The sequence below is a fragment of the Nocardioides sp. NPDC127503 genome, from assembly GCF_040302165.1.
In the GTDB taxonomy this organism is placed as follows: Bacteria; Actinomycetota; Actinomycetes; order Propionibacteriales; family Nocardioidaceae; genus Nocardioides.
This window is the reverse complement of sequence record NZ_JBEORH010000016.1, coordinates 1-16,701: the sequence shown is the minus strand read 5'-3', so window position 1 is coordinate 16,701 and position 16,701 is coordinate 1. Positions and strand designations below refer to the sequence as shown.

Sequence of the window (16,701 nt, the reverse complement as noted above, 5' to 3'; positions counted from 1 at the left end):
CGGGCGGCCGCGGCTCCATCTCAGTGTGCTGAGTGCGCGACCTGGCGTTCGGCGGCCTGGCTGCGCTTCCACGTACGGAAGCTCTCCTCGGTGTTCCCACGGCGCCAGTAGCCGGAGATCGAGACGTCACCGCGTGGCATCCCACGATCGCGCAGCAGGTAGGGACGGATCCGCTGCATCGTGACCTCGGCCTCGCCGTGCACGAAGGCGTGCACCCGACCGAGCAGCCAGGGCAGCTCGCGAACGACGACCTCCAAAGGCGGTGCGACGGTGGCGTCCAGCCAGCGCACCTCGACCCCGGCCGGCGCCTCGACCCGCTGGAGATGCTCCGTGGAGGGCACCTCGATCACGGCGTAGCCCACGGCATCGGCCGGCAGCGCCGCCAGCGCCGCCCGGATCGCGGGCAGACCGGACTCGTCGCCGACGAGCAGGTGCCAGTCGGCGGCCGGGTCCGGAGCGTACGTCCCACCCGGCCCGCGCACGGTGAGCACGTCACCGGGGCCGGCCGTCGCCGCCCACCGGCCCGCCACGCCCTCGTCGCCGTGGTGCACGAAGTCGACGGCCAGAGTTCCCTCGGCGACCGACGGGTCCAGCGCCGTATAGGTGCGGCAGACGGTCGAGCCGTCGCCGACCGGGATCTCCAGACGCACGAACCGGTCGGTGCACACGCTGCCCTCGAACGCGGAGAGATCCTCGGAGCGGAAATGGACGCGGGTCATCCCAGCACTGAGACGCCGGGTCGAGGTGACCACGACCCGCGTCTCCGGCTTTGACTCCGGCTTCACCGCGCGAAACATGAGGGGAGCCTAACCTAATTTCCGAGAAATGCGGATGACGCCTCGCGGACTGCCCTAGAGTTGCGCCGTGCTCTACTCCGCCGGGTTCGAGTTCGAGTATGCCCTCGTGACGGAGTCACCCGACGTAGGCGCGGGCTCGTTTCGCGACACGGGCATCTTCCATGACTTCGGGGATCTCGACTTCGACACCCTCCAACGCGCCCTCGCCGACGGCTCCGGCACCACCGACGAAGGCCTCGTCCGCGGTGACCTGGGGATCAAGAGCGGCTACTGGTATCTCGAAGGCGACGAGCGGTTCGACGCCGACGGCACCTTCACGACGATGCTGGTCAAGGGGGTGGAGATCCGCACCCCGATCTGCTCGAGCACGACCGAGGCCGCCGACCGGCTGATCGAACTCCAGGACGACATCACCAAGCGCCTCGCTCCCCTCGGCATGCAGTTGGGCATCGTCGGCTTCAACCCGGTCCGCGAGGCGTACGTCCTCGACCCGCCGCTCAACGAGTGGGAGCGGAAGATGCGGGCCGAGCATCGTGAGTACGACCACGCCGAGGTCTCCAACCTGAGCTACGGCCCCGACATCAACCTCTCCTTCCCCGGGTTCTCCGCGGAACAGGTCGTCGAGGTCACCCGTCGGCTGACCCACTACAGCCCCTTCATGGTGCCGTTCAGCTTCAGCTCGCCCTTCCACGCCGGCCGGGCGTGGCGCGGCCCCAGCAAGCGCACCTACGAGCGCACCTGGCGACGGGTCGCGGCGCGCTGCTTCGTCGACGCGCCCGCCGGCGCCGAGGCCACCATGGTCCATCCGCCGCGGATCCCGCGCGAGGAGGGACGCATCGAGTTCAAGGCCTACGACGCCTTCCTCTCCCGCGACGTGCTGCTCGCCGGCGCGGCGCTGACGCTCGGTGTCTGCCTCGCCGACGACCTTCCCGGGCTGGCCGACGCGCCCAGTCGCGACCTGCACCAACGAGCCGCGACCGCGGCTTTCGCCGATCCGGAGATCGCCGCCGGCGCCCGTGAGGTGCTCGCGGCCGCCCGCCGGGCACTCACCGAACGTGCTGGCCTGCGGCACGAAGTCGGCCACCTCGCCTGTCTGGACCAGTTGCTGAGCCAGAAACGGACCCCAGCCGATAGCCTTCTGGACGCATATTCGCGCACCGGCCTGATGTACCACCCGGAAGGACTTCGTTGACTGATCTGCCCGCCGACCTGACCGCTGACCAACCAATGACTCAGCTCGCAGAGGCCGACGTAGCGATCTGCGGAGCAGGCCCGATCGGCGCCGCGACGGCCATCTTCCTGGCCCGGCCCGACCTGCGCGTGGTCCTCATCGACCACGACCCCGCCGACGACCCCGCCCACGTCGCGACCTACCGCTATTCGGGCGGCAGCATCCGGTGGACGTGGCCCGACCCGGTCAAGCGCGAGATGACGACCCAGACCGAGCAGTTCATCCGCGGCGCCGCAGCCGACGCGGACGCGGAGCTGGGCATGATCGAGAACACCTACCACCTGCTGCACACCGGCGAGCACATCCCCGCGCTCAACGTCTCCGCGACCGGGCTCGTCGGGCTGCTCCGCGACCAGGCGCAGGAAGCGGGAGCGACGTTGGTCGACGCGCTCGTCACCGGCGTACGCCCTGACGGCAGCGGTCATGTGGTCGAGACCTCGCGCGGCGCGATCCGCGCCGGCCGGGTCCTGGGCGCAATGGGCGCCGCGAACGCCTCGGTGTTTCCGCAGGTCAGCGCCGAGGCCGAGAAGCGCCAGCTGTTCGTGCTCGACCTCCCGGTTCCTCCCGAACGGGAGCAGCTGCCCCACACGATCGTGCCGATCGGCGACGGATTCGGCTATGTCTTCGTGAAGCTCATCGACGGCCAGCTGCGCGTCGTCGTCGGGCAGGAGGACATCGTCGAGGACGAGGACACCTCGGGCCCCGTCGACCACTGGAAGGAGATCCTCGACAGCGGGCTGGCCACGACACTCCCCTGGCTCCGCGATGCCCGCGTCGACGACATCCTCTGGGGCGTCGACACCGCACAGAAGACGCTGGTGGTCGACGAGCCCAGCCCAGGCGTCCTCGTCGCCAACTGCGGCAGCGCCATCCGCTCCGCGGCCTGGCTGGGACGTACGCTCGCCGAGCGGCTCGCGCTCGAGAACTGAGGTCCGGCCGCGGCCGATGTGAATCCTTTTGCGCGCTGGACCACTCCTATCTGCGATAGCCCGCGCCGCGGGCAGAACAGAGAGGAACACACGTGATCGACGTAGGAAGCACGATCGAGAACACCTCCGTGCAGCTGAGCGACGGCACGACGGCCGATCTCCTCGGGGAAGGCCACCGGGGCACGCTCATCTACTTCATGCGAACCACGACCTGCATGATCTGCAACGCCCACGTACGCACCCTCACGTCCAACGCGAAGGACTTCCGTGACCGAGGCGTCCGGGTCCTGATCGCTGTCCCGGAGGAAGCAGCAGCGGCCCAGGCCTGGGTGGACCGGCGGCAGGTCTCCTTCCCCGTCGTCCCCGGCCTCCACGGTGACCTCGGCCTCGCCCGCCGCCTGCTCGGCTCGATGATGCAGTCCGGAACGGTCGTGGTGGACGCCACCGGCCGGGTCACGTACGCAGACATCGTCACCATGCCCACCGGCGGCTACCGTCACCGCGATGCCCTCGCGGCGCTCGACGCCCTGCCGCAACGCGCGGGGTGATCATGACCGTCGGTGGTACGCACCGCCCGTGGCCCGACATGGCCGTCGTCCGGTCGGCGCAGGCCGGCGACGAGGCCTCGATCTCGGTGCTCATCGAAGGGGCCCACCCGCACGTGCGGCGGTTCGCCGCGTCGCTGTGCATGAGCGAACAGGACGCAGAGGATGCGACGCAGGAGGCGCTGGTCATCCTCTATCGCAAGATCGGGACGCTGCGAGCGACCGGAGCGTTGGCGTCGTGGATGTTCACGATCGTGCGGAACGAATGCGTACGCCGCTGGGCCATCAGCAGCAGGCACGTCCTCGCCGAGGTGACCGATCTGCCCCTTGGGGCGAGCTCGTCGGCGGAGGAGACCGCCTTGGCAGGAATCGAGGCTCGTCTCGTCGCCGCGGCCATCGCGGGGCTTCCACCCGACCAACGGCAGGTGTTGCTGTTGCGTGACGTACACGGCTACAGCGGCAGATCGGTCGCCAAGCACCTGGGGCTGAGCCTGCCTGCGATGAAGTCACGCCTGCATCGCGCCCGAGCAGCGCTCCGGGCCGGCCTCGAAGAAGCGGGCTAGCTGCTCAGCCCAGTTCGGCACGGGTCGGCGGGTTGGCACCGGCGCGCGAGACGGTGACCGCCGCCGCCCGGACGCCGTGGGCGAGCACCTCGCGCCGATCGCGCTCGAAGTCGTCCCAGAGGCCGTCGACGAGGCCCGCGGAGAAGGTGTCGCCGGCACCGATGGTGTCCACGACCGTCACCTTCTCGGCCGCCACATCGATCCGCTCGGAGGCGGTGATCCAGCTGGCCCCGTCGCCGCCGCGGGTCACCGCGACCGCGCCGGCACCGAGCTCGAGCAGCCGCGCGGCCGCCTTGTCGAGTCCGATACCGGGGTAGAGCGTCTCCAGGTCCTCGTCGCTCGCCTTGACCACATCTGCGTACGCCGCCGCCCGCTCGATCCGCGAGACGACCTCCTGGCCGGTTCCGGTCAGCGTGGGCCGCATGTTGATGTCGTAGAGGACCCGGACGGAGTCGGGGAGGCCGTCGAGCAGCGCGAAGACCGTCTCGGCGCCCGGCGAGAGCACGGGCGCGAGCGAGCCGACGTGGACGAACCGCGGCGTCCCCACCGCGATCTCTCCGAGCTTCCACTCCAGGTCGAAGACGTACGTCGCCGACCCGTCGGCAGTGATGGTGGCCTGCGCGGTCGAGGTGCGGGCCAGCACGTGCGGGTCGCACGCCATCTGGACCCCGGAGTCGGCCAGATGGGCGGCCAGGGCCTGCCCGCGGGCGTCGTCGGCGTAGGAGGCGGCGTAGCGCACCGGACGGCCGAGTCGGCCCAGCGCGACGGCGACGTTGGCGCCGCTGCCGCCGGGATGGTCCTGGGTCACTCCGTCGGCCGTCGTAACCACGTCGACCAGCGCCTCACCTACCACCAAGACGTCAGCAGCGGCATTGTCACGATCCAGGCTGGTCACGGCGGCAGATTAGCAACTCGGCGTACGAACGAATTTTCCGGGTTTGACCAGCAGAAACCGCCTACTGTCCAGTAACCCACCGCGGATGGGCAACCGCTCTAGACCGCGTGCGACCATTGAGGACGTGACCGAAGAATCCACCGAGACGACTGGTGGTCCGCAGGGCCCGACCCCCGCCCAGCCGACCGTAATCCACGAGGGTCTACCGACCCAGCTTCCGGACATCGATCCCGAAGAGACCAGTGAGTGGCTCGGCTCGTTCGACGCGATGCTCGAGTCGAGCGGACGCGAGCGAGCCCGCTACATGATGCTGCGTCTGCTGGAGCGAGCCCGAGAGAAGTCCGTCGGGGTCCCCGCACTGCGCAGCACCGACTACATCAACACCATCCCCTCCGACCGCGAGCCGTGGTTCCCGGGCGATGAGGACATCGAGCGACGCATCCGGGCCTTCATCCGCTGGAACGCCGCCGTCATGGTCTCCTCCGCCAACCGCAAGGGCCTGGAGGTCGGCGGCCACATCGCCACCTACCAGTCCTCCGCGAGCCTCTACGAGGTCGGCTTCAACCACTTCTTCCGCGGCAAGGACCACCCCGGTGGCGGCGACCAGGTCTTCATCCAGGGCCACGCCTCCCCCGGCATCTACGCGCGTGCGTTCCTCGAGGGCCGGCTCAAGGAAGAGCAGCTCTTCCGCTTCCGCCAGGAGGTGCAGCACGGCGTCGGCCAGGGCATCTCCTCCTACCCGCACCCGCGCCTGATGCCGGACTTCTGGGAGTTCCCGACGGTCTCGATGGGTCTGACCGGGATCAACTCGATCTACCAGGCCCGGTTCAACCGCTACCTGCAGAACCGCGGCATCAAGGACACCTCCGACCAGCGCGTATGGGCCTTCCTCGGCGACGGCGAGATGGGTGAACCCGAGTCGCTCGGTGCCATCCGGGTCGCCGCCCGTGAAGAGCTCGACAACCTGGTCTGGGTGATCAACTGCAACCTGCAGCAGCTCGACGGCCCGGTGACCGGCAACGGCAAGGTCATCCAGGAGCTGGAGTCCAACTTCCGCGGTGCCGGCTGGAACGTCATCAAGGTCATCTGGGGCCGCGAGTGGGACCAGCTGCTCGCCAAGGACGTCGACGGCGCCCTGGTCAACAAGATGAACTCCACCCCCGACGGCCAGTTCCAGACCTACTCGGTCGAGACCGGTGCCTACGTCCGGGAGAACTTCTTCGGCTCCGACCCGCGCCTGCGCAAGATGGTCGAGCAGATGAGCGACGAGCAGATCCGCAAGCTCCCCCGCGGCGGCCACGACTACCGCAAGGTCTACGCGGCCTTCGACGCGGCCACCAAGACCGTCGGGCAGCCGACCGTCATCCTGGCCCACACCATCAAGGGCTGGACGATCGACGCTCTGGAGGGCAAGAACGCCACCCACCAGATGAAGAAGCTGACCATGGCGGACCTGAAGAAGTTCCGCGACCGTCTGCTCCTGCCGATCTCCGACAAGGAGCTCGAGGCGACCTACGAGCAGACCGGTGCGGCACCGTTCTTCAACCCGGGTCCCGAGTCGGCCGAGATCGAATACATGATGGAGCGCCGCAAGCAGCTCGGCGGCCCGCTCCCCCAGCGCCGGGTCGAGTTCAAGCAGCTCACCCTGCCGGGCGAGAAGGTCTACGCCGAGCTCAAGCAGGGCTCCGGCAAGAACAAGATCGCCTCCACGATGGCCACCGTCCGGCTCCTCAAGGACTGGATGCGTGACCCGGAGATCGGCAAGCGCATCGTGCCGATCGCTCCCGACGAGTACCGCACGTTCGGCATGGACGCGATGTTCCCGAGCGCTAAGGTCTACAACCCCGGCGGCCAGCAGTACGAGAGCGTCGACCGGAAGTTGTTGCTCTCCTACAAGGAGTCCGCGCAGGGCCAGCTCCTGCACGAGGGCATCTCCGAGGCGGGGGCGGTGGCTTCGGCGACCGCAGCCGGCACGGCGTACGCCACCCACGGCGAGCCGATGATCCCGTTCTACATCTTCTACTCGATGTTCGGGTTCCAGCGCACCGGCGACTCGATCTGGGCGATGGCCGACATGATGGGCCGCGGCTTCCTGGTCGGCGCCACCGCCGGTCGCACCACGCTGACCGGTGAGGGTCTCCAGCACGCCGACGGTCACTCCCCGCTGCTGGCGGCGACCAACCCGGCGGTCGTGCACTACGACCCGGCGTTCGCCTACGAGGTCTCCCACATCATGCAGAGCGGTCTCGAGCGGATGTACGGCACCTCCGAGGAGCACCCGCAGGGCGAGAACGTCATCTTCTACCTGACCGTCTACAACGAGCCGGTCAGCCAGCCCAAGGAGCCGGAGGACGTCGACCTCGAGGGGATCCTCAAGGGCATCCACCAGGTCTCGACCGCCGAAGGAGACGGCCCGAAGGTCCGCCTGCTCGCCTCCGGCGTCGGCTTCCCGTGGGTCGAGGAGGCTGCCCGGATCCTCGAGGAGGACTGGGGCGTCAAGGCCGACACCTGGTCGGTCACCTCGTGGAACGAGCTCGCCCGCGACGCCATCGACGCCGAGCAGTGGAGCCTCAACCACCCCGGTGAGACCCCGCGCACGCCGTACGTCACCGAGAAGCTCTCGGCGTCCAACGGCCCCGTCATCGCGGTCTCCGACTACATGCGGGCCGTCCCGCTGCAGATCGCCCGCTGGGTGCCCGACGACTACCGCGTCCTCGGCGCTGACGGGTTCGGCTTCGCCGACACCCGCCCGGCCGCGCGTCGCTTCTTCCAGATCGACGCCCAGTCCGTCGTCGTCCAGGCCCTCCAGGCCCTGGCCGAGGCCGGCGAGATCGACGCCGCGTTGGTGAAGAAGGCCTTCGACACCTACCGCATCGACGACCCGACGTCGACGAAGGGCATCATGCAGGAGGGCGGAGACGCCTGAGCGTCTGTCCGTCAGGTCGGGGGCTCGGAGCGTCTGTTCCGGGCCCCCGGCCGCATCTCCAGGTGGAAGGATCAGCAGTGTGACCAATCAGGCGAGCCTCGATACACGTCGACGGACGGCGACGGCGCTTCGGCGCGCGACCGGCCGGCTGGCGACGGCCGCCACGTCGCGGATGGACGACGCGATGCCGTGGTTCAAGGACCTCTCCGCGAAGAACCGCTCCCTCGTCGGCCTGATCGTCCAGGCCGGCATCAAGGAGTTCGTCGGCTGGTACGGCGGCGGCGCCTCCGCCGACACCGCCAAGCCCGACCTGGCCGCGTCGATGTTCGGCGTCGCGCCGCGTGCGCTGACCGGCATCATCACGCTCCAGCAGACCGTGGATCTCGTACGCCTCTCCATCGAGGTGGTCGAGGCCAACATCGACCACCTCCTCGGGCCCGAGGACGCGGCCGACGTCCACGAGGCGATCGGCCGCTACGCCCGTGAGGTCGCCTTCGCCACGGCGGAGGTCTACGCCCGCGCCGCCGAGCAGCGCGGCGCCTGGGACGCCCGGCTCGAGGCGCTCGTGGTCGACGCGGTCCTGCGCGCCGAGACCGACGAGGTCGTCCTCTCCCGGGCCAGCGCGCTCGGCTGGGACGCCGACCTGCCGCTGTGCGCGGTGCTGGGCCACGCGCCCGACGGCGTCCGCCTCGACGCCGCCATGGAGGAGGTACGCCGCCGCGCCCGCGCCCACGACCTGCACACCCTGTGCGCGGTCCAGGGTGATCGCCTCGTCGCCCTGCTCGGCGGCATCGAGGACCCGCTGGAGGCCGCCGAGCGCATCGCCGACCTCTTCGCCGACGGGCCCGTCGTGGTCGGACCGATGGCGGCCGGGCTCGCCACCGCCGCCGAGTCCGCCCGGGCCGCGCTCTCGGCCTACCGGGCCGCGCCCGGATGGCCCGACGCGCCTCGCCCGGCACGCAGCCAGTCGTTCCTGCCCGAGCGTGCCCTGGCCGGCGACGCGTGGGCCCACCGCTACCTGATCGAGAATCTCTATCGGCCGCTGGTGGAGGCCCGCAGCACCCTGATCGAGACGCTGGCTGCGTACTTCGCCGCCGGAGGCGGGCTCGAGGCGACCGGTCGCACACTGTTCGTGCACCCCAACACCGTGCGCTATCGGCTCAAGCAGGTCGCCGAGCTCACCGGGTTCCTCCCGACCGACTCCCGCGACGCTCTCGCCCTGCAGGTTGCCCTGATTCTCGGCCGGCAACAGGACCACTGACTCTGGCAGCGACGCAAGTTGTAGAAACCCTACAAGATTGCGCGACAGATATTCGTTGCCGCTGAAGGTGAACCGACACCCCTCCAGACGGGACTATCGTTGCGTGCTCGTCATTGTCGCCCCAGGACAAGGTGCTCAGACACCAGGATTCCTCACCCCGTGGCTGGAGGACCCCGCTTTCGCCGCTCGTATGGAGTGGCTCTCAACCGTCGCAGGCATCGACCTGATCGACTACGGCACCAATGCCGACGCAGAGACCATCCGCGCCACCGAGATCGCCCAGCCCCTGCTGGTCGCCACCGGCCTGGTAGCGGCCCTCGAGCTCTTCCCGCAGCCCGCGGACGCCTTCGGCAAGATCGGTGCCGTCGCCGGCCACAGCGTCGGTGAGATCACCGCCGCCGCGGGCGCTCGCGCGATCAGCGCCGAGCAGGCGATGGTCCTCGTACGCGAGCGGGGCAAGGCCATGGCCGAGGCCGCCGCGAAGACGCCGACCGGCATGACCGCGGTCCTCGGCGGCGTCCGCGAGGAGGTGCTGGCCGCGATCGAGAAGCACGGCCTCACCCCCGCCAACGACAACGGCCCCGGCCAGATCGTCGCCGCGGGCACCCTCGAGCAGCTCGAGGCCTTCGCCGCCGATCCGCCCGCCAAGGCCAGACTGATGCCGCTCAGCGTCGCCGGCGCCTTCCACACCAAGCACATGGAGCCCGCCGTCGGCCACCTCGCCCGGCTGGCCCAGAGCGTCTCGACCCACGACCCGCGTACGCGCCTGATCAGCAACAAGGACGGCCAGATCGTCCACGACGGGGCCAAGGCGCTGGACCGGATCGTCGGCCAGATCGCCAACCCGGTGCGCTGGGACCTCTGCCTCGACACCATGTCCGACATCGGCGTGACCGGCATCCTGGAGATGCCGCCGGCCGGCACCCTGACCGGGATCGCCAAGCGTGCCCTCAAGGGCGTCGAGACCTTCGCCCTGAAGACCCCCGACCAGCTCGACGACGCCCGCGCGTTCGTCGAGAAGCACGGCGAGGCCAACCCGATCGAGACCACGCCGACCTGGCGCATGGTCGTCTCCCCGTCCAAGGGCACCTTCAAGCTCTCCGAGACCGTGTCCGGAATCAACGTGATCCCGGCCGGCGCCGAGATCGGCGCCATCGCCAGCCTCCGTGACACGATTGCGATCACGTCCGCCCACGGCGGCGAGGTCATAGAGTGGCTCGTCGAGGACGGCGACCTCGTTTCCCCCGGTCAGCCGCTGCTGCGTCTGCACCCGACAGGAGTCCAGCACACGTGATCTCAGCCCCGACAGGTTCACCGCACGCCCGTATCCTCGGCGTAGGCGGCTATCGCCCCACCCGGGTGGTCCCCAACAGCGAGATCGTCGACCTGATCGACTCCTCCGACGAGTGGATCCGCACCCGGTCCGGCATCACCGAGCGTCGCTGGGCAGGCGAGGAGGAGACCGTGCAGATGATGTCGGTCGCCGCCTCGCGCAAGGCTCTCGAGCACGCCAAGATCGGCATCGACCAGATCGACTGCGTCATCGTCGCCACGGTCAGTCACATGCGCCAGACCCCCGCAGTGGCCGCGCTGATCGCCGACGAGCTCGGTGCCGACCACCCGGCCGCCTTCGACGTCTCGGCGGCCTGTGCCGGCTTCTGCCACGGCATCGCGATGGCCAGCGACTTCATCCGCGGCGGCAGCGCCCGGAACGTACTCGTCATCGGTGTCGAGCGTCTTTCCGACATCACGAACCCGCACGACCGTGGCACCGCCTTCATCTTCGCCGACGGCGCGGGCGCCGCGGTCGTCGGCCCGAGCGAGGAGCCCGGGATCGGTCCGGTCGTATGGGGTTCCTCCGGCGACAAGGCCAACCACATCCAGACCCCCGACTGGTTCGACGCGAACGAAGCCAAGGAGACTCCCTGGCTGACGATGGAAGGCAACGCTGTCTTCCGCTGGGCCTCCTTCGCGATGGCCAAGGTCGGCCAAGAGGCGCTCGAGAAAGCCGGCATCACCGCCGACGAGCTCGACTGCTTCGTCCCGCACCAGGCCAACATGCGCATCGTCGACGCCCTGGCCCGCTCCATGAAGCTTCCGGAGACGGTCAAGATCGCCCGCGACATCGCCACCATGGGCAACACCTCGGCCGCCTCGGTCCCGCTTGCCCTTGAGCGGATGATCGAGGAGGGTCAGGCTGAGTCGGGCGACACCGCCCTGCTGATCGCGTTCGGCGCCGGACTGGTCTACGCAGCCCAGGTCGTCGTCGTTCCGTAGTCCGGCACCACCCCAGAGTTTCAACACACAAAAATCCGAGAGGAAGCACCACATATGGCCACCACCGAAGAGATCCGCTCCGACCTCGCCGAGATCGTCAACGAGGTCGCCGGCATCGATGTCGCCGACGTTCAGCTCGACAAGTCGTTCGTCGATGACCTCGACGTCGACTCGCTGTCCATGGTCGAGGTCGTCGTCGCTGCCGAGGAGAAGTTCGGCGTATCCATCCCCGACGAGCAGGTCAAGAACCTCAAGACCGTTGGCGACGCAGTGAGCTTCATCGAGAAGGCTTCCGCGAACGCCTGACGCGCCCCGGCGGCTCGGCCAACCCTCCCAGGCCGAGCCGCCGGATCTGCTTCACCTGACCCAACGCGCCAAACACCTCACACGGAGACCACATGAGCAGCCGCACCCGAGTCGTCGTCACTGGATTGGGCACCACCAACCCGGTCGGCGGAGATGTAGCCACCACCTGGGATGCCTTGATCGCCGGCCGCTCCGGCATCCGCGAGCTCACCGAGGAGTGGGCCCAGGACCTTCCCGTACGCATCGCCGGCCGCGTCGCCGTCGAGCCGTCCGAGGTCCTGGAGAGGGTCAAGGCCCGACGCTTGGACCGCTCTGCCCAGTTCGCCGTGGTCGCCGCGGCCGAGGCCTGGAAGAACGCCGGCTTCGAGGGCACGGCCACCGAGGCCGGCCTCGACGGTGAGCGGCTCGGTGTCGCTGTCGCCACCGGTATCGGCGGCGTCACCACCCTGCTCGACAACTACGACACGCTTCTGGCCAAGGGGCCGCGCCGGGTCAGCCCGCTGGCCGTCCCGATGCTGATGGCCAACGCCTCGGCAGCCAACATCTCGCTGATCTACGGCGCCCGCGCCGCGGCTCAGACCCCGATCTCTGCCTGTGCCTCCGGCTCCGAGGCGATCGCCCTGGCCGCCGACCAGATCCGTCTCGGCCGCGCCGACGTCGTGCTCGCGGGCGGCACCGAGGCAGCGATCCACCCGCTGCCGATGGCCGCGTTCGCCAACATGATGGCCCTCTCCAAGACCGCCTCCGGCCCCGATGGTGGCGACCCGACCGCGGTCAGCCGCCCCTGGGACACCGGCCGTGACGGCTTCGTCCTCGGTGAGGGTGCCGGCATCGTCGTGCTCGAGACGCTCGAGCACGCCCAGGCCCGTGGCGCCCGGATCTACGCCGAGGTACTCGGCGCCGGCGTGACCGCCGACGCCCACGACATCGCCCAGCCCGACCCTGAGGGTCGTGGCGGCAGCCGCGCCATCAAGCGCGCACTCGAGGACGGCGACATCGACCCGAACACCATCGTCCACGTCAACGCCCACGCGACCTCGACCCCTCAGGGCGACATCGCCGAGGGCCTGATGCTCCACGCCACCCTCGGCAAGCAGGTCGAGAACGTCGTGGTCACCTCGACGAAGTCGATGACCGGCCACCTGCTCGGTGGTGCCGGAGCCCTCGAGACCGTCGCGACCGTCCTGGCGATCCACCAGCGCCAGTCGCCGCCGACGATCAACCTCGACAACCTCGACCCCGCGGTCGAGCTCGACATCGCCACTAAGGCCCGCGACCTGCCGGTCGGCGACATCGCGGCCCTCAACAACTCCTTCGGTTTCGGTGGCGCCAACGTCGCGGTCGTCTACGGAAGCATCTGATGACCATTGCGGTCCCCGCACCTGCGCGCGCGAGGAAGCAGCAGAAGCTTCCTCGCGACCAGGATCCCCGGAACCCGCTGACCCGCCTCCGGGCGCTCTTCGACGAGGGCACGGTCGAGCTCATCTCCCCCGACGACGATTCCGGCATGCTGGCCGCCGTCGGCGAGGTGGACGGCACCCGGGCGGTCGCCTTCTGCTCGGACGCCACCGTCATGGGCGGCGCGATGGGCGACCTCGGCTGCCGCGTGGTCGTCGACGCCTACCACCGCGCGATGACCGACGGCAGCCCGATCATCGGCCTGTGGCACTCCGGCGGTGCCCGGCTCGCCGAGGGCGTACTCTCCCTGCACGCGGTCGGCCGCATCTTCCACGCGATGACGCAGGCCAGCGGCAAGATCCCGCAGATCTCCGTCGTACTCGGTCCTGCTGCCGGTGGCGCTGCCTACGGTCCCGCCCTCACCGACGTCGTCATCCTCGGCCCCGAGGGCCGCATCTTCGTGACCGGTCCGGACGTCGTACGCTCCGTCACCGGTGAGGACGTCGACATGCTGCGCCTCGGTGGCCCCGAGCCGCACGGCCGCCGCTCCGGCGTGGTGCACATCCTCACCGAGTCCGAGCGCGAGGCGCTCGACAAGGCCCGCACGGTCACCTCCCTCCTCGGCTCCCAGGGCGGCCTCGACGTCGCCGCGGTCGAGGACAAGGACCTCGCCGAGCAGCTGCCTGAGTCGAAGAAGCGCGCCTACGACGTGCACCCACTGGTCGAGAACATCCTCGACGAGGACACCATGCAGGAGCTGCACGCTCGCTGGGCCCCCAACATCGTCACCGCGCTCGGTCGCTTCGGCGGCCGCACCGTCGGTGTCGTCGCCAACAACCCGCTGCGGCTCGGCGGCTGCCTCGACTCCCTCTCCGCGGAGAAGGCCTCCCGGTTCGTACGCCTCTGCGACGCCCTCGGCGTCCCGCTGATCGTCGTCGTCGACGTCCCTGGCTACCTGCCCGGCGTCGGCCAGGAGTGGGACGGGGTCGTACGCCGCGGAGCCAAGCTCCTGCACGCCTTCGGGGAGTGCGTGGTCCCCCGGGTCACCCTGGTGACCCGCAAGACCTACGGTGGCGCCTACATCGCCATGAACGCCCGCTCCCTCGGCGCAACCAAGGTCTTCGCCTGGCCGGGCGCGGAGGTCGCGGTCATGGGCCCGGTCGCCGCCATCCGCATCCTGCACCGCCGCAAGCTCGCCGAGGTCGCTCCCGATCTCCGTCCTCAGGTCGAGGCGGAGCTCGCGGCCGAGCACGAGCGCCTGGCCGGCGGTGTGGACAAGGCTGTCGAGATCGGTGTCGTGGACGAAGTCATCGAGCCGTCGGCGACCCGCGGGGCGATCGCGGCCGCCTTCGAGGACGCGATCCAGACCGTCGGCGTACGCCGCGGTGCTCACGGCAACATCCCACTCTGACCGGCACCGGTCAGACACGGACTGAGGCCCCGGAGCTCACGCTCCGGGGCCTCAGTCTTCGTCAGCCGTGCTCTGCGGCCGACAGGGTCGCTCAGACGACCTGGTGCAGCCAGCGTACGGGGGCGCCCTCCCCAGCGTGACGGAACGTCTCCAGCTCGTCGTCCCACGGCTTGCCGAGGAGCTTGTCGACCTCGAGCTCGAGCGTGGTGTCGCCGAGGGCGGCCTTGACGACCGCGGCCTTGAGCCGGTCCTCCGGGATCATGATGTCGCCGTGCATCCCGGTGACGGCGTGGAAGACGCCGAGGTCGGGTGTGAAGGAGTAGCGCGCACCCTCAGAGGTCGACGTGCCGTCCTCGGTGACTTCGAAGCGCAGGTGCGTCCATCCCTTCAGCGCCGACGCGATCGCCGCTGCGGATCCGACCGCACCGGACCAGAAGAGCTCGGCTCGGTAGGTGCCGGCCTGGGCGGGCTGCGCCGTCCAGTCGAAGTTCACCGGCGCACCAAGCACCCCCGCGACGGCCCATTCGATGTGAGGGCAGAGCGCGGAGGGAGCCGAATGCACGAACACAACGCCTCGTGCGATGCCACGCGAGGCGCTCGGGTCCTTGATCTGAGTGGTCACCGAATATCTCCTTCGTTGCGGCGCGAGCTACGCCTTCCCCAGCGGGCTCGATCATGCGTGAAGGAACAATTCGGTGATCACACGGATGTAGTTGTGCGTCCATTCTTACCTACCGAGCCCAGGATCTCCAGTATCGGAGCAAAACGGCCAGTGGCGACCGGCACGGATGCCGATCGCCACTGATTGCTCGTTCTGAGGGGACGTCAGTCCCTCTCGACCGTCTTCTCGAGCACCTCGGCCCGCGCCGCGGCGTCGGTGATCTCCTCGGAGTCGATCGCGTAGGTGCGGTGGAACCAGGTCAGCGCGTCCTTGTCCCGGCCGGCGTCCTGGAGCGTGTCGGCGTACGCGTAGCGCAGCCGCACCACCCAGGCCTCGCGGCCCTTGTTGTTGAGCGGCGACTGCTCGAGGATCCGCAGGGCCGCGTCGAACTGACCCATGTCCCGACGAGCGCCGGCCTCGACGATCGTCATCTCGGCCTTCGCCGGCGCCTCGAAGTTCGCCACGGACGGGCTGTGCGCCAGCTTGATCGCCTGCTCGGGCTGGCCGAGCGCGCGGTGGCAGTCCGCCATGATCGGCAGGTACGCCGTCGCCCCGTTCATCCGCTTGGCTGCACGCAGCTCGGCGAGCGCCTCGGAGTAGTGGCCGGCGGCGTAGGCAGCCTCACCCAGTGCCTCACGAATCACAGCGATCCGCTGCGTACGCGACTTGGCCGCCTTCGCGTGCTGGTAGGCCAGCTCGGGGTCGGAGTCGATGAACATGTCGGCAGCGACCAGGTGGCGGGCGATCCGCGCCGCCAGCTTCTCGGGCAGACCTCGCAGCTGAGCCGAGATCGCTCGGTCCAGCTCCTTGCCCGTCACCTCTTCCGGCAGCTCCGGACCGTCGTAGATCCGCTGATCCGCCGTGCGCTCCTCGCGCGGCTCGTCGAAGCGACGCGGGGGCTTGCCACCAGGCTTGCCGCCGCGGTCCTTGGAGTAACCGCCCTTGCGGTCGCTGGTGCTACCGCGCTTCGGGCCGTCAGAGCGCTTCGGACCGTCGGAGCGGCCGCCTGCGCGAGGGCCACTGCGTCCGGTCGACGGCTTGCTGTCGCGACGCTCGTCGCCTCCGCGGCCACCGTCACGACGCTGCTCGCCGCCACGGCCAGCTCCGCCCTCGCGGCGGTCGCTGCTCCGGCCGGCGCCTGGCCGACCGCCACTCGGACGACCAGCGCTCGGCTTGCCGTCACCCGATCGGCCGCCACGGCCACCGGTGGATGATGAACCTGAACCTGAGCTCTTCGGACGCCCGGGGCGTCCAGCGGGCTTACCGCCTCTGTTGCTACGGCGCTCGTCAGCCATAGCTGCCTTCCTCACTGCTGCGTACCGCAGCCGAATTCGAACGATCCGCAGACCAATTCGTCGGTAAAAGCAGTAGAGGCCGCCCCAAAGGGCGGCCTCTACCTGAAATTTTGTCCGGCGGCGTCCTACTCTCCCACAGCCTCTCGGTTGCAGTACCATCGGCGCTGAAGGGCTTGACTTCCGGGTTCGGGATGGGACCGGGTATT

Annotated in this window: 15 protein-coding genes and 1 rRNA gene; 11 read left to right on the top strand and 5 right to left on the bottom strand. The window is 69.5% G+C overall.

Annotated features, from left to right (window positions below):
* Nucleotides 1–20: 20 nt before the first annotated feature.
* Entirely contained in the window at nt 21–797 is a 777-nt protein-coding gene (locus tag ABTW65_RS27135) for a siderophore-interacting protein (protein WP_350665983.1), read from the bottom strand.
* A 67-nt stretch (nt 798–864) separates the two neighbouring features.
* On the opposite strand from ABTW65_RS27135, the gene ABTW65_RS27130 reads away from it, so the two are divergent.
* The 4 genes from ABTW65_RS27130 (at nt 865) to ABTW65_RS27115 (ending at nt 4,065) form a co-directional block, all read left to right on the top strand.
* Nucleotides 865–1,989, top strand: coding sequence for a glutamate-cysteine ligase family protein (locus tag ABTW65_RS27130; protein WP_350665981.1), 1,125 nt, complete (start codon nt 865–867; stop codon nt 1,987–1,989).
* Nucleotides 1,986–2,957, top strand: a complete 972-nt coding sequence (locus ABTW65_RS27125; RefSeq protein WP_350665979.1) for an NAD(P)/FAD-dependent oxidoreductase — start codon at nt 1,986–1,988, stop codon at nt 2,955–2,957. Before ABTW65_RS27130 ends, ABTW65_RS27125 begins: the two co-directional genes overlap by 4 nt.
* A 92-nt stretch (nt 2,958–3,049) precedes the next feature.
* Entirely contained in the window at nt 3,050–3,505 is a 456-nt protein-coding gene (locus ABTW65_RS27120) for a peroxiredoxin family protein (protein WP_350665977.1), read from the top strand.
* A 2-nt stretch (nt 3,506–3,507) separates the two neighbouring features.
* Complete coding sequence (locus ABTW65_RS27115) at nt 3,508–4,065, top strand: RNA polymerase sigma factor (protein WP_350665975.1); 558 nt, start codon at nt 3,508–3,510, stop codon at nt 4,063–4,065.
* A 4-nt stretch (nt 4,066–4,069) separates the two neighbouring features.
* On the opposite strand, the gene ABTW65_RS27110 is transcribed toward ABTW65_RS27115, so the two are convergent.
* Nucleotides 4,070–4,960, bottom strand: coding sequence for a carbohydrate kinase family protein (locus ABTW65_RS27110; RefSeq protein WP_350665973.1), 891 nt, complete (start codon nt 4,958–4,960; stop codon nt 4,070–4,072).
* Between the two features lie 124 nt (nt 4,961–5,084).
* On the opposite strand from ABTW65_RS27110, the gene aceE reads away from it, so the two are divergent.
* From aceE to ABTW65_RS27075, 7 genes are all read left to right on the top strand, one after another.
* The gene (aceE, locus tag ABTW65_RS27105) at nt 5,085–7,886 is read left to right on the top strand and encodes a pyruvate dehydrogenase (acetyl-transferring), homodimeric type (RefSeq protein WP_350665971.1); all 2,802 of its coding nucleotides are present in this window, start codon (nt 5,085–5,087) and stop codon (nt 7,884–7,886) included.
* Between the two features lie 79 nt (nt 7,887–7,965).
* Nucleotides 7,966–9,147 carry a PucR family transcriptional regulator gene (locus ABTW65_RS27100; RefSeq protein WP_350665969.1) on the top strand — a complete coding sequence of 394 codons (1,182 nt, stop codon included), beginning with the start codon at nt 7,966–7,968 and terminating at the stop codon, nt 9,145–9,147.
* A gap of 103 nt (nt 9,148–9,250) precedes the next feature.
* The gene (locus ABTW65_RS27095; protein WP_350665967.1) at nt 9,251–10,441 is read left to right on the top strand and encodes an acyltransferase domain-containing protein; all 1,191 of its coding nucleotides are present in this window, start codon (nt 9,251–9,253) and stop codon (nt 10,439–10,441) included.
* Nucleotides 10,438–11,424 (top strand): beta-ketoacyl-ACP synthase III, encoded by a 987-nt coding sequence (locus ABTW65_RS27090; protein WP_350665965.1) that lies wholly within the window; start codon nt 10,438–10,440, stop codon nt 11,422–11,424. Before ABTW65_RS27095 ends, ABTW65_RS27090 begins: the two co-directional genes overlap by 4 nt.
* Before the next feature lie 54 nt (nt 11,425–11,478).
* Nucleotides 11,479–11,730, top strand: a complete 252-nt coding sequence (locus ABTW65_RS27085; protein ID WP_091051955.1) for an acyl carrier protein — start codon at nt 11,479–11,481, stop codon at nt 11,728–11,730.
* A 92-nt stretch (nt 11,731–11,822) separates the two neighbouring features.
* Nucleotides 11,823–13,091 carry a beta-ketoacyl-[acyl-carrier-protein] synthase family protein gene (locus ABTW65_RS27080; protein ID WP_350665963.1) on the top strand — a complete coding sequence of 423 codons (1,269 nt, stop codon included), beginning with the start codon at nt 11,823–11,825 and terminating at the stop codon, nt 13,089–13,091.
* The gene (locus tag ABTW65_RS27075; RefSeq protein WP_350665961.1) at nt 13,091–14,539 is read left to right on the top strand and encodes an acyl-CoA carboxylase subunit beta; all 1,449 of its coding nucleotides are present in this window, start codon (nt 13,091–13,093) and stop codon (nt 14,537–14,539) included. The genes ABTW65_RS27080 and ABTW65_RS27075 overlap by 1 nt, the downstream gene beginning before the upstream one ends.
* Nucleotides 14,540–14,630: 91 nt before the next feature.
* Here the strand turns inward: ABTW65_RS27075 and ABTW65_RS27070 are convergent, their stop codons facing one another.
* From ABTW65_RS27070 to rrf, 3 genes are all read right to left on the bottom strand, one after another.
* Entirely contained in the window at nt 14,631–15,161 is a 531-nt protein-coding gene (locus ABTW65_RS27070) for a DUF3145 domain-containing protein (RefSeq protein ID WP_160028558.1), read from the bottom strand.
* Nucleotides 15,162–15,364: 203 nt separating this feature from the next.
* Complete coding sequence (locus ABTW65_RS27065; protein ID WP_350665960.1) at nt 15,365–16,495, bottom strand: tetratricopeptide repeat protein; 1,131 nt, start codon at nt 16,493–16,495, stop codon at nt 15,365–15,367.
* 112 nt (nt 16,496–16,607) lie between these two features.
* Nucleotides 16,608–16,701: ribosomal RNA gene (rrf, locus tag ABTW65_RS27060) — 5S ribosomal RNA — on the bottom strand; the annotation flags it as partial.

Excerpts from the sequence above, each read along its gene's own strand:
- ABTW65_RS27085 (WP_091051955.1), top strand. The coding sequence starts at position 11,479 with ATGGCCACCACCGAAGAGATCCGCTCCGACCTCGCCGAGATCGTCAAC.
- ABTW65_RS27080 (WP_350665963.1), top strand. The coding sequence starts at position 11,823 with ATGAGCAGCCGCACCCGAGTCGTCGTCACTGGATTGGGCACCACCAAC.
- ABTW65_RS27075 (WP_350665961.1), top strand. The coding sequence starts at position 13,091 with ATGACCATTGCGGTCCCCGCACCTGCGCGCGCGAGGAAGCAGCAGAAG.
- ABTW65_RS27115 (WP_350665975.1), top strand. The coding sequence starts at position 3,508 with ATGACCGTCGGTGGTACGCACCGCCCGTGGCCCGACATGGCCGTCGTC.
- ABTW65_RS27135 (WP_350665983.1), bottom strand. The coding sequence starts at position 797 with ATGTTTCGCGCGGTGAAGCCGGAGTCAAAGCCGGAGACGCGGGTCGTG.
- ABTW65_RS27065 (WP_350665960.1), bottom strand. The coding sequence starts at position 16,495 with ATGGCTGACGAGCGCCGTAGCAACAGAGGCGGTAAGCCCGCTGGACGC.